The 13,002-nt window shown below is 53.2% G+C and carries 12 protein-coding genes; 2 read left to right on the plus strand and 10 right to left on the minus strand.

Annotated elements, in window-relative coordinates; translation table 11 throughout:
• Positions 1 to 46: 46 nt before the first annotated feature.
• The 6 genes from recA to mltB form a co-directional block, all read right to left on the minus strand.
• Positions 47 to 1,111: a recombinase RecA gene (gene recA / locus EHN07_RS10615; RefSeq protein ID WP_124024120.1), complete on the minus strand. Its 1,065-nt coding sequence runs from the start codon at positions 1,109 to 1,111 to the stop codon at positions 47 to 49.
• 83 nt (positions 1,112 to 1,194) lie between these two features.
• Complete coding sequence (gene pncC / locus EHN07_RS10620; protein ID WP_124024121.1) at positions 1,195 to 1,704, minus strand: nicotinamide-nucleotide amidase; 510 nt, start codon at positions 1,702 to 1,704, stop codon at positions 1,195 to 1,197.
• A gap of 128 nt (positions 1,705 to 1,832) precedes the next feature.
• Positions 1,833 to 2,717, minus strand: coding sequence for a metal ABC transporter substrate-binding protein (locus tag EHN07_RS10625; protein WP_124024122.1), 885 nt, complete (start codon positions 2,715 to 2,717; stop codon positions 1,833 to 1,835).
• Positions 2,714 to 3,598, minus strand: a complete 885-nt coding sequence (locus EHN07_RS10630) for a metal ABC transporter permease (protein WP_124024123.1) — start codon at positions 3,596 to 3,598, stop codon at positions 2,714 to 2,716. Before EHN07_RS10630 ends, EHN07_RS10625 begins: the two co-directional genes overlap by 4 nt.
• A 2-nt stretch (positions 3,599 to 3,600) precedes the next feature.
• Positions 3,601 to 4,323, minus strand: a complete 723-nt coding sequence (locus EHN07_RS10635) for a metal ABC transporter ATP-binding protein (RefSeq protein WP_244202387.1) — start codon at positions 4,321 to 4,323, stop codon at positions 3,601 to 3,603.
• A 224-nt stretch (positions 4,324 to 4,547) separates the two neighbouring features.
• Positions 4,548 to 5,621: a lytic murein transglycosylase B gene (mltB, locus tag EHN07_RS10640; protein ID WP_425267177.1), complete on the minus strand. Its 1,074-nt coding sequence runs from the start codon at positions 5,619 to 5,621 to the stop codon at positions 4,548 to 4,550.
• A gap of 189 nt (positions 5,622 to 5,810) precedes the next feature.
• On the opposite strand from mltB, the gene EHN07_RS10645 reads away from it, so the two are divergent.
• Together EHN07_RS10645 and mutS are read left to right on the plus strand one after the other, a co-directional pair.
• Entirely contained in the window at positions 5,811 to 6,416 is a 606-nt protein-coding gene (locus EHN07_RS10645) for a plasmid pRiA4b ORF-3 family protein (RefSeq protein ID WP_124024126.1), read from the plus strand.
• A gap of 203 nt (positions 6,417 to 6,619) precedes the next feature.
• Positions 6,620 to 9,181, plus strand: a complete 2,562-nt coding sequence (gene mutS / locus EHN07_RS10650; RefSeq protein ID WP_124024127.1) for a DNA mismatch repair protein MutS — start codon at positions 6,620 to 6,622, stop codon at positions 9,179 to 9,181.
• Between the two features lie 55 nt (positions 9,182 to 9,236).
• Here the strand turns inward: mutS and rpoS are convergent, their stop codons facing one another.
• The 4 genes from rpoS to surE all read right to left on the minus strand — a co-directional run bounded on the left by rpoS (position 9,237) and on the right by surE (position 12,917).
• Positions 9,237 to 10,229 (minus strand): RNA polymerase sigma factor RpoS, encoded by a 993-nt coding sequence (rpoS, locus tag EHN07_RS10655; RefSeq protein WP_064543919.1) that lies wholly within the window; start codon positions 10,227 to 10,229, stop codon positions 9,237 to 9,239.
• Between the two features lie 63 nt (positions 10,230 to 10,292).
• Entirely contained in the window at positions 10,293 to 11,405 is a 1,113-nt protein-coding gene (gene nlpD, locus EHN07_RS10660; protein ID WP_124024128.1) for a murein hydrolase activator NlpD, read from the minus strand.
• 130 nt (positions 11,406 to 11,535) lie between these two features.
• Positions 11,536 to 12,162, minus strand: a complete 627-nt coding sequence (locus EHN07_RS10665) for a protein-L-isoaspartate(D-aspartate) O-methyltransferase (RefSeq protein WP_124024129.1) — start codon at positions 12,160 to 12,162, stop codon at positions 11,536 to 11,538.
• Positions 12,156 to 12,917: a 5'/3'-nucleotidase SurE gene (gene surE / locus EHN07_RS10670; protein WP_124024130.1), complete on the minus strand. Its 762-nt coding sequence runs from the start codon at positions 12,915 to 12,917 to the stop codon at positions 12,156 to 12,158. The genes EHN07_RS10665 and surE overlap by 7 nt, the downstream gene beginning before the upstream one ends.
• Positions 12,918 to 13,002 lie beyond the last annotated feature (85 nt).

The raw sequence follows: 13,002 nt of genomic DNA on the forward strand, positions 1-13,002 counted from the left end.
GGTTTGTCATCAGTCTGAAGGGCTGCCGTAGCAGCCCTTATGGGATTTAGAAGTCTTCTTTAGTTTCGGCAACGTCTTTGTCGTGGTCATCAACGACGAAGTCTGGTGTGCCATCCTGGTTATTGAGCAGCATGTCACGCAGTTTCTTCTCGATTTCAACCGCCATTGGCTTGTTTTCTTTCAGGAAGTTGCTGGAATTTGCTTTGCCCTGCCCAATTTTCTCACCGTTATAGCTGTACCATGCACCCGCTTTTTCAATCAGCTTGTGCTTCACACCCAGATCGACCAGCTCGCCGTAGAAGTTAATACCTTCGCCGTACATGATCTGGAATTCAGCTTGTTTAAACGGTGCAGCAATTTTGTTTTTAACGACTTTAACGCGGGTTTCACTCCCCACCACGTTATCACCCTCTTTCACCGCGCCAATGCGACGGATATCCAGACGGACAGACGCGTAGAACTTCAGCGCGTTACCACCGGTAGTGGTTTCCGGGTTACCGAACATCACGCCAATTTTCATACGAATCTGGTTGATGAAGATCAGCAGCGTATTGGACTGCTTCAGGTTGCCCGCCAGTTTACGCATCGCCTGGCTCATCATACGTGCCGCAAGGCCCATGTGAGAGTCACCGATTTCGCCCTCAATTTCCGCTTTCGGCGTGAGTGCGGCAACGGAGTCAACAACCAGTACGTCTACAGCACCAGAACGTGCCAGTGCATCACAGATTTCCAACGCTTGCTCGCCAGTATCTGGCTGTGAACACAGCAGGTTGTCGATATCCACGCCCAGTTTTTTAGCGTAAACCGGGTCCAGAGCGTGCTCGGCATCGATAAACGCACAGGTTTTACCTTCACGTTGAGCGGCGGCGATAACTTGTAAAGTCAGCGTGGTTTTACCAGAAGACTCCGGGCCGTAAATTTCAACGATACGCCCCATTGGCAGGCCACCGGCCCCCAGCGCAATATCCAGGGAAAGTGAACCGGTAGAGATGGTTTCCACATCCATGGTACGGTCTTCACCCAGACGCATGATGGAGCCTTTACCAAATTGTTTTTCAATCTGGCCCAGAGCTGCCGCTAACGCCTTCTGTTTGTTTTCGTCGATAGCCATTATTACTCCTGTCATGCAGGGTGATACACGGATGCGCCACGCTGCTTACTATACTGTTTTGTTGTGCCAATTATACTGTATGGTCATACAGTATCAAGCTTATTTTTGAGAAATTCTTCCCACAGGGTTTGCAGCGCATATTCCGTGGCCTGGCGCCGAATGGCATCGCGGTCGCCTTTAAAAAGCTGGCGGCGGGCAACGGTGCCGTTAAACTTTGAAGCAAAACCAAACCACACCGTACCCACAGGTTTTTCTTCACTGCCGCCATTGGGTCCGGCAATACCGCTGACCGCCACCGCGTAATGCGCCGCCGCCGCATAGAGCGCACCCTGTGCCATTTCGCGGACTACAGCCTCACTCACCGCGCCGTGCGTTTCCAGTGTGCCGCTGTTAACCCCAATCATTTGATGCTTAGCTTCATTACTGTAGGTCACAAAGCCGCGTTCAAACCAGGCGGAACTGCCTGAAATATCAGTAATCACTTTCGCAATCCAGCCACCGGTGCAGGATTCAGCCGTAGTCACGGTGGCGCCGAGTTGGCCAAGCGCCTCACCGAGCTGCTGGCTTAACTGACGCAATGTGGTCTCTGTCATATTGGCTCCGATTGTAGACATATCGCAGGGTGACACGATAGCACTTACCCCCAGTTTCAGAGGATTACATTAGACAATTCGAGGCGCTTCCGGAAAAAAGAACGGCCAGCGAATGCTGGCCGATGATATCACTTCATACTGCTGGCGATGGTTTCCACATTATGTTTAAACGCCATCTCGTAAGTGCTGGCTGGCCCATCGGCGGCGGACAGCGCCTCCGGATAAAGCTCGCCGCCCGGTTGTGCCCCGCTTGCCGCAGCAATTTGTTTTACCAGCCGCGGGTCGGTCTGATTTTCAATAAAGTAGGTTTTGATATGCTGATTTTTCAACTGTTTTATCAGTGCCGCAACATCGCTGGCGTTCGCTTCAGCTTCGGTCGAAAAACCCACCGGTGCCAGGAAAGTCACGCCGTACCGCTGGCCAAAGTAGCCAAACGCATCATGGCTGGTGAGCACTTTCCGTTTTGCTTCAGGGATCGCTGCAAAGCGCGTTTGCGCCCAGCTATCGAGCAGTTTCAGGCGCGTCACATATTCGGAACCGCTTTCAGCGATAGCCTGAGCATCTTGCGGAGCGGCGGCGATTAACGCTTCCATGATATTTTGCGCATAGCGAGCGCCGTTTTCCGCGCTATTCCAGGCATGAGGATCGGTAATTTGCTCTCCGTCATCGATCATTTTGCGCGTCGTGATACCTGCGGATGCGACGACCACTTTGCCTTTATAACCCGACGCGCTCACCAGGCGATCCATCCACCCTTCCATTCCCAGCCCGTTCACTATCACCACATCAGCTTTGCTTAACGCAACGCTATCCTGTGGTGAAGGCTCAAAGCTGTGCGGGTCGCCATCTGGCCCCACCAGGCTTTTCACCGTGACATGCTCACCACCGACCTGTTTTGCTATATCAGCCAGCACGGTAAAACTGGCCACCACATTAAGCGGTTTCGCCAGTGCCGCCTGGCTGGCGCAGGACAGCGCCAATACCAGTGATATCATCATGTTAAAACGTTTCATTTCATCCCCCTTGCTTGTTGTATCCAGTCCCGAAACAGGCCACGCACCAGCCCGCTGCGTGAACCAAAAAGAATTGAGGTAAAGAAAGCGGCGCTCGCCGTCAGTACGATAGCCGGACCGGCGGGTAAAGCCGCAGCAAAAGACCAGGCAAGGCCAATCCAGGCTGACAGCAACCCGCAGACGACGGCAATAAACATCGCGCCGGGCAGCGTTTTCGCCCAGCAACGAGCCGAAACCGCAGGAAGCATCATCAATCCGACGGACATCAGCGTGCCGAGGATTTGAAACCCGGCGACCAGATTGAGCACCAGCAGCGCGAGGAACACACCGTGAATCAGATGAGGGGCAAGACGGTTATTAACCTGCAAAAAACTGCGGTCGAAAGTTTCCATCACCAGCCCGCGGTAAAGTGCTGCGAGAATAAGCAGCGTTACGCTGGCGATCGCGCCAACAAAGAGGGTTGACTGGCTATCTACCGCCAGAATAGAGCCGAACAGCAGATGCAGAAGGTCGACACTGGAACCACGCAAGGAAATAAGCGTGACGCCCAATGCCAGTGAGCCAAGATAAAACCCGGCAAAACTGGCGTCCTCTTTCAGGTTAGTGCGTGAGCTCACCAGCCCTGAAATTAACGCCACCAGCACACCGGCAATAAAACCGCCAATACCCATCGCCACCAGTGACATACCCGCCAGTAAATATCCCACCGCCACCCCCGGCAAAATCGCGTGAGAAAGCGCATCCCCCACCAGGCTCATGCGGCGCAGCAGTAAGAAAATCCCCAACGGGGCGGTACTAATCGATAACGCCAGGCACGCTACCAGCGCGCGTCGCATAAAGCCGTAGGCGATAAACGGTTCGAGAAAAAAATGATAAATCATGCTCATAGCGCCAGTTCTGTACAGGAGTGCGAATAATGGGGCAATACTTCAGCCGTCGCTCCCCAGTGGAAATGGTCCTGCGTGAGCAGCAGAACCTGCGGGAAATACTGGCTGACGCGCTCGTTATCGTGCAGCACCGCCATCACCGTTTGGCCCGCCTGGTGCATCTGGCAGATAAGCGTCATTAGAAAATCGCTGGTTTGCGAATCGACGCCGGTGAACGGCTCATCGAGCAGAACCAACGGTGCATTTTGCACAAGTAGGCGTGCGAACAACATTCTCTGGAATTGCCCGCCAGAAAGCATTTCGATGGGCTGTTTGCTCATGGCACTCAGGCCGACACGCTCAATGGCATCGGCAATTTGCAGGCGATGCTGGCGATTCAAACCAGAGAACAGGCTGCGAGCAGGCCAGGCCCCCATGCAAACCACCTCGTAAACCGTGGCAGGAAACTGGCGTTCCATCTCTGCAAGCTGCGGTAGCCAGGCAATCCGTGGCGGGCGCCCATCGGTAAACGTCACCTGCCCGGATACCGGCGGCTGTAGCTTCAACAGGGTTTTCAGCAGCGTCGATTTTCCTGTGCCATTCGCACCGATGACGGCGGTCATACTGCCTTGCGCAATATGCCCGGTTAATGGTGGGGTGACTGCCCTCCCCTGATATCCCAGCACCAGCTGATGTAGCGAGATCATGGCAGCGCAATCGCCCAGCGAATAGCCAGCCATAATCCGGCCAGCAGAATTAAGACCGCGCAAAAACGAACGGGCGCAGCCACGGTAAAAAGTGTCCGTAAAGGAAGCATTGCGGGAAAACCACTTAATTTGATTCGTTATAACATAACATAATTCAAATTAAATATGCTGTAAATTCCCAATCGACGATCGGGAATACCCAGCATTAAACCCCGCAGAGTAATAAACCCCGCCTCAGAACAGGGCGGGGGAGAAGATTACTGAACGCGAGCCAGCGCTACTGCCTGGCCTAACTGCCAGACCGCCATCGCATAATGCGTGCTGTGGTTGTAACGAGTGATGGCGTAGAAATTCGGCAGGCCGTACCAGTATTGATAGCGATCCCCCATGTCGAGACGCAGCAGGCTGGCTTGCAGATGGTTGCCCAGAGAAGCCGTTGGGGTTAAACCGGACTGCGCCAGAGCGGAAACAGAATATTTAGTCTTAAAGCCGTTCGCCAGCCCCGGCACCTGGCCATTGGCCGGCACCGCCACCAGATCCCCTTTCACCCAGCCATGAGCTTTAAAGTAGTTCGCCACGCTGCCGATCGCATCTTCCGGATCCCATAAGTTCACGTGACCGTCGCCGTTGAAATCCACCGCGTATTCTTTAAAGGAAGAGGGCATAAACTGGCCATAGCCCATTGCGCCAGCAAACGATCCTTTCAGTTCCAGCGGATCGTTACCTTCGTTACGCGCCATTAGCAGGAAAGTTTCCAGCTCGCCGGAGAAGTATTGCGCACGACGCGGATAAGCAAATGACAACGTCGCCAGCGCATCAATGATGCGCGTTTTACCCATCACGCGACCCCAGCGGGTTTCAACACCGATAATCCCTACGATAATTTCCGGTGGTACGCCGTAAACCTGGAAGGCGCGTTTCAGGGCGTCGTCATATTGGCTCCAGAAGGCGACGCCATTTTGCACGTTGTCCGGCGTGATAAATTTGCCGCGATAGCGTAGCCATGCGCCATTCGGGCCTGCCGGTGGCGCAGTAGTCGGGGCCTGCTGATCCATCAATCGCAATACGTAATCCAGCTTTTTTGCCTGCGAAAGCACTTCGTGCAGCTGCTGGCGGTCAAAACCGTGCTTACTCACCATTTTATCGATGAACTTCTCAGCTTCTGGATTGTTAGCAAAATCCCCCGTCTGCATAAACACATCATGCTGCGGCTGCAACAAGAAGCCACCGGAAGGCGTGCCGGTTTGCTGAGGTTGAGTTTCAGTTTTTGGCTTGCTGCTACAGGCGGCCAGCAAAATAATAAGCGGAAGTAGCGTGGCGGAGTAACGCATGTGTTGGAATATCCCTATGAGTAACAGCGAATGTGTATTTATTATGGTAAATCATATTCGAGCTGCTGAAAAAGAAGTCTGCAATCAATAAACTTAAAAAGATGCCCAGTACAAACTTTAAGCATGAGTTCGAACGGTGTTTGACTGATAATCCGTTACAAGGTTTTCAACTCAATTAAGGAGAATCCATTGAACAGTTTCTATCAGCTAAAAATCGTGCTGCAGGATAGCAACCCGGCTATCTGGCGGCGTTTTGTGGTGCCGGGCTTTATCACGCTTGACCGTCTGCATGACGTGATACAAATCGTGATGGGCTGGGAAGAAAGCCACCTGCACGAATTTATCTTCAAGAAGCAGCATTACACCATGCAGCCAGAGAGCCCGCATGAGCAAGAGGAAGGGATGGTGCGTTTGGGAGAGTTGCTCAAACGTAAGGGCAATTCCCTCACTTATGTTTATGATTTTGGTGATAACTGGTCACATGAAATTATTCTGGAAGATAAAAACTATCCGGAAGACGAGATTATCATGCCTTACTTTTGTCTTGAGGGAGAATGTGCCTGCCCTCCGGAAGATTGTGGAGGCGTATACGGTTATGCCAGGGTACTTGAAGCCGTCCAAGACCCACACCATGAACAGCATGAAGATATGATGGATATCATTAGCAATGGCAGCGACCTTTCACCAGATGAAGTTATTGAATACACAAAAGATTTTAATTGTGATGAGGTAAATTCATTTCTCGCGCTTTATTCTGTCTGGTCAAGGGATCGTCTTTTAACCATGTTTGAGTAACGGTAGCCCCGCTTCCGGGATGCGATCATCCCGGAATCCCCTTCTCCCTACCGACATCAATTTTTCCTGCGCCACGATAACGTTATGTGATGTAATAACTCAGCTTTTTTAAGCGCATCAGCTTCATGAGATAATGTGAACACTAACAATAATTAAAAAATCATAATTAACTTTTAATTCAATGGATTAAAAAGAATAACACTATGAGTACAACGGAAAGTTTTGACGCCCATACCCCCATGATGCAGCAGTATCTGCGCCTGAAAGCAGAACACCGTGACATCCTGCTGTTCTACCGCATGGGCGACTTTTACGAGCTGTTTTATGACGATGCGAAACGCGCGTCGCAGTTGCTCGACATCTCCCTGACCAAACGCGGCGCATCGGCGGGCGAACCTATTCCTATGGCGGGCGTGCCACACCACGCCATCGAAAACTATTTAGCCAAGCTGGTGAACCTCGGCGAATCCGCCGCCATTTGCGAGCAGATTGGCGACCCGGCCACCAGCAAAGGGCCGGTCGAACGCAAAGTGGTGCGTATCGTTACCCCCGGCACCATCAGTGATGAAGCCCTGCTGCAAGAGCGCCAGGACAATCTGCTGGCGGCAATCTGGCAGGATGGTAAGGGTTTTGGCTATGCGACGCTTGATATCAGCTCCGGGCGTTTTCGCCTGTCTGAGCCAGAAGATAGTGAAACCATGGCGGCTGAGCTGCAGCGCACCAATCCTGCTGAACTGCTGTACGCAGAGGATTTTGCCGAAACTCGTTTAATTGAAGGCCGCCGTGGGCTGCGCCGCCGCCCGCTGTGGGAGTTTGAAATTTCCACCGCCCGCCAACAGCTGAATATGCAATTCGGCACCCGCGACCTGACCGGCTTTGGCGTTGAAAACGCCCATCATGCGCTGTGCGCCGCAGGTTGTTTACTGCAATACGTTAAAGATACGCAGCGTACTTCCCTGCCGCACATCCGCTCGGTCACCATGGATCGCCAGCAGGACAGCATCATTATGGATGCGGCAACGCGCCGTAACCTGGAAATCACTCAGAACCTCTCCGGCGGTTTTGAAAACACCCTCGCTTCGATACTGGACTGCACCGTCACGCCGATGGGCAGCCGTATGCTGAAACGCTGGCTGCATATGCCGATTCGTAATGTCAACGTGCTGGAAAAGCGCCAGCAGACCATTGCGGCTCTGCAAGAACGCACGGCTGAAATTCAGCCCGTGCTGCGCCAGGTTGGCGATCTGGAACGTATTCTGGCACGCCTGGCGTTGCGCACTGCTCGCCCGCGTGATTTAGCGCGGATGCGCCATGCCTTCCAGCAGTTACCTGAGCTGCGCGAAATGCTGGCGGATGTGCCAACTGATTATGTCCAGACGCTGCGTGAAAATATGGGCGAGTTCACCGAGCTGCGTGAATTGCTTGAGCGTGCCGTGGTGGAAGCGCCACCCGTGCTGGTGCGTGATGGCGGCGTGATTGCGCCAGGCTATAACGAAGAGCTGGATGAATGGCGTTCACTGGCTGATGGCGCCACGGACTATCTGGATAAACTGGAAATCCGCGAGCGTGAAAAGCTTGGTCTGGATACCCTGAAAGTGGGCTTTAACGGCGTGCACGGCTATTACATTCAGATTAGCCGCAGCCAGAGTCACCACGCGCCGATTCACTATGTCCGCCGTCAGACGCTGAAAAACGCCGAACGCTATATCATTCCTGAGCTGAAAGAGTACGAAGACAAGGTTCTGACCTCCAAAGGGAAAGCATTAGCGCTGGAAAAACAGCTCTATGATCGGCTGTTCGACACGCTGCTGCCCCATCTTGAAGCGTTGCAGCAAAGCGCAACTGCACTCGCAGAACTCGACGTGCTGGTCAACCTGGCAGAACGTGCCTGGAGCCTGAATTACACCTGCCCGCAGTTAAGCGATAAACCCGGCATAAAAGTGGTGGGCGGCCGCCATCCGGTAGTTGAGCAAGTGCTTAGCGAACCGTTTATCGCCAACCCGCTGAGTCTTGCACCACAGCGCCGCATGTTGATTATTACCGGCCCTAACATGGGCGGTAAAAGTACCTATATGCGCCAGTCTGCGCTGATCGTACTGCTGGCCTACATTGGCAGTTTCGTTCCGGCGCAGCAGGCAGAAATCGGCCCTGTCGACCGTATTTTTACCCGTGTCGGTGCCGCAGATGACCTGGCTTCCGGGCGTTCCACCTTTATGGTGGAGATGACCGAAACCGCCAACATCCTGCATAACGCCACCGAACACAGTCTGGTGCTGATGGATGAAATTGGTCGTGGGACATCCACGTATGATGGTCTATCGCTCGCCTGGGCCTGTGCCGAAAATCTGGCAAATCGCATCAAGGCCATGACGCTGTTCGCCACGCACTATTTTGAGCTGACAACCCTGCCAGAAAAAATGGAAGGCGTGGCAAACGTGCACCTTGATGCGGTTGAACATGGCGACACCATCGCCTTTATGCACAGCGTGCAGGACGGTGCCGCCAGCAAAAGTTACGGCCTGGCCGTAGCGGCGTTGGCGGGGGTGCCAAAAGAGGTCATTAAGCGGGCGCGCCAAAAATTGCGTGAGCTGGAAACGCTTTCGCCGAATGCCGCTGCTACGCAAGTTGATGGGACGCAGATGTCGCTGCTGTCAGCCGCGGAGGAAACCTCTCCGGCGGTTGAAGCGCTGGAAGCGTTAGATCCGGACTCCCTGTCACCGCGTCAGGCGCTGGAGTGGATCTATCGACTGAAGAGTCTGGTGTAGTTTTCAGATAAAAAAAGCGGCGACCTGAGTCGCCGCTTTTTATTTGAACAGTAAACTATTCGCGGAACAGCGCTTCGATATTCAGCCCCTGCGTCTGCAAAATTTCACGCAGACGACGCAGACCTTCAACCTGAATCTGACGAACGCGTTCACGCGTCAGGCCAATTTCACGGCCCACGTCTTCCAGCGTTGCCGCTTCATAGCCTAACAGACCAAAACGACGAGCCAGTACTTCACGCTGCTTCGCGTTCAGTTCAAACAGCCACTTCACGATGCTCTGTTTCATATCATCGTCCTGCGTGGTGTCTTCCGGGCCGTTGTCTTTTTCATCGGCCAGAATATCCAGCAGCGCTTTTTCAGAATCGCCACCCAGCGGGGTGTCGACTGAAGTAATGCGCTCGTTGAGACGCAGCATACGGCTGACATCATCAACGGGTTTATCCAGCTGCTCGGCAATCTCTTCAGCGCTCGGCTCATGGTCGAGTTTATGAGAGAGTTCACGTGCGGTACGCAGATAAACGTTCAGCTCTTTGACGATATGAATCGGCAAACGAATCGTACGGGTTTGGTTCATGATTGCCCGTTCGATGGTCTGACGAATCCACCATGTTGCGTACGTTGAGAAACGGAACCCACGCTCTGGGTCAAACTTCTCCACGGCGCGGATCAGCCCCAGATTCCCCTCTTCAATCAAATCCAGCAGAGCCAGACCACGATTGCTATAACGACGGGCAATCTTAACCACCAGACGCAGGTTACTTTCGATCATGCGGCGGCGGGAAGCGACATCACCACGCAGCGCGCGGCGGGCGAAATACACTTCTTCTTCGGCTGTCAATAACGGGGAATAACCAATCTCCCCAAGATAAAGCTGAGTTGCGTCAAGCACACGCTGAGTGGCCCCCTGTGACAACAACTCCTCTTCGGCTATGTCGTTATCACTGGGTTCCTCTTCTACGAGGGCTTTTTCATCAAAGACCTCAACTCCATTCTCATCATATTCCGCGTCTTCATTTAACTCGTTAACTTTCAGCGTATTCTGACTCATAAGGTGGCTCCTACCCGTGATCCCTGGGCAAAATACTCACACGAATGTCAGCATTTTGCCGGCTTATCGCTGCGGTAAATAACGCAGCGGGTTGACGGATTTCCCCTTGTAACGAATTTCAAAATGTAAACGTGTTGAACTGGTTCCGGTGCTACCCATGGTAGCTATCTTCTGCCCCGCCGTGATTTCTTGTTGTTCCCGGACCAGCATTGTATCGTTATGGGCGTAGGCGCTCAGGTAATCATCATTGTGTTTGATGATGATAAGATTACCGTAACCTCGCAGCGCGTTACCGGCATACACCACACGCCCGGAGGCGGTAGCAACAACAGCCTGGCCTTTGCTGCCTGCGATATCGATCCCTTTATTGCCACCTTCGGTCGCAGAGAAGTTCTCGATAACTTTGCCATCAGTTGGCCAACGCCACGTCGAAATCGGCGCGCTGTCGGATGTGCTGCTGGCAGTGGGTACGGTCGTCGAGCTAACTACCGGTGCCGTGACGGGAGTTGTGACAACAGTCGCACTACCCTTATTCCCCGGCAACATTTTGTTAGCACTTTGTTCACCTGAATCCTCAGAATACGTAATTACTGGTTTAGAAGCAACCACCGTGGTGGTATTTTGCGCGCCAACCGGCGCGACGCCTTGTGCGCTGGCATCAGCGGCTGTTACCGCGTTTCCACCGGTAATTGGCGTACCCGAAGCGCTTCCCACCTGCAGGGTTTGCCCCACGTTCAGGCCATACGGTGCAGGTACGTTGTTGCGCTGGGCTAAGTCACGGAAATCGTTCCCGGTGATCCACGCAATATAAAAAAGGGTGTCGCCACGTTTCACGGTGTAAGTGCTGCCGCCGGTGTAGCTTCCTTTCGGGATATCACCATATTTGCGGTTATAAACAATGTGGCCGTTTTGGGTTTGTACCGGCGTTGAGACCACCGGCTGAATCGTTGGTTGCTGCACAACCGGTTGAATTTGTGGGGTCTGGCTTGGGGTGGACATTTTCGGCGGCTGGGTAATCAGCATGCCGCCGGAAGAGCTGCTCCCGGTATTGCTGCTACCGCCCACGGAACTGATAGGCGCCTGGCTGTTATTGCTGGTACAGCCCGCTAACCACAGGCTCACCAGCGACAATGCCGCAATACGGCGTAAAGTAAAAGTTGGGCTTCCCGCGCTCATTAATCCCCCAGGAAAAACAATCATATGCTGATAAAAATACGGCAGAACTGGCGCTAACGACCAGATAGCAAAAACTCGCAGCGCACTACGTTACGCCAAAACCCTTAGAAAAAAACAAGATATTTCCGGGTTATGCCAGTTCGCCCTTCACTAAGGGCACAAAACGAACGGCTTCTACCGTATCAATGACAAACTCCCCATTCAGCCGACGGACGCGTTGCAGAAACTGACGGTCTTCGCCAACGGGGAGAACTAAAACGCCACCTTCATCCAGCTGGGCTAACAGTTCACCCGGGATCTCCGGCGGAGCTGCCGTAACAATAATAGCGTCAAATGGGCTGCGCGCATGCCAGCCCTGCCAGCCATCACCATGACGGGTTGAGATATTGTGCAGATCGAGCTGTTTTAAACGTCGCCTTGCGTGCCATTGCAGCCCCTTAATACGCTCAACTGAACAAACATGATGCACCAGATGGGCTAGAATAGCGGTCTGGTAGCCAGAACCGGTGCCGATTTCCAGCACGCGGGATTCAGGCGTCAGCTCCAGCAACTCGGTCATTCTTGCAACCATATAAGGCTGCGAAATGGTTTGGCCGCTGCCAATCGGCAGGGCCGTGTTTTCCCAGGCTTTGTGCTCAAACGCTTCATCGACAAATTTTTCCCGCGGCACCTGTGCAATCGCCTCAAGAACTTTTTCGTCCTTAATGCCTTGATTACGCAACTGCGCGAGAAGGGCTTGTACGCGTTTGCTTACCATTGCTCATCCACTCCTGACTTACTCAGCCAGTGGCTGACCACCTCACGAGCGCTGTGGGCCGTAAGATCAACATGCAATGGCGTAACCGAAACATAACCTTCATCAACGGCGGCGAAATCAGTATCCGGACCGGCATCAAATTTATCGCCCGGCGGCCCTATCCAGTACAGCGTATTGCCGCGCGGATCTTCTTGCGGGATCACTTTATCGGAAGGATGACGGCTACCGCAGCGTGTGACACGAATACCTTTGATTTGCTCAAGCGGCAAGTCGGGAACATTAATATTCAGAATACGCCCGGTTCGCAACGGCTCACGCATCAGCGCACGCAAAATAGTACAGGTGACCGCGGCTGCCGTTTCATAGTGCTGATGCCCATTTAGCGAAACAGCCAGCGCCGGAATGCCTAAATGCCGCCCTTCCATCGCCGCCGCAACGGTACCGGAATAGATAACGTCATCGCCCAAATTAGGGCCTGCATTAATCCCGGAAACCACCACGTCAGGACCTGGACGCATCAGGGCATTGACGCCAAGATAGACGCAGTCCGTCGGCGTACCCATTTGTACCGAAATATCCCCGTTGGCGAGGGTGAAAGTCCGCAGTGAAGATTCGAGCGTCAGTGAGTTTGATGCCCCACTGCGATTACGGTCGGGGGCGACTACCTGTACGTCAGCAAATTCCCTTAGTCGGGCCGCCAGAGCCTGAATGCCCGGCGCATTGACTCCGTCATCGTTACTCAAAAGTATTCTCATAATGAATTTACAAAGCTTCTTATTGTCTTATCCCAGTTAGCTGATTTTAGTGCAGCCGTCATGAAATTGTTGCTGTTTTTGTAAC

The organism is Buttiauxella warmboldiae, assembly GCF_003818135.1.
Taxonomy (GTDB): Bacteria; Pseudomonadota; Gammaproteobacteria; order Enterobacterales; family Enterobacteriaceae; genus Buttiauxella; species Buttiauxella warmboldiae.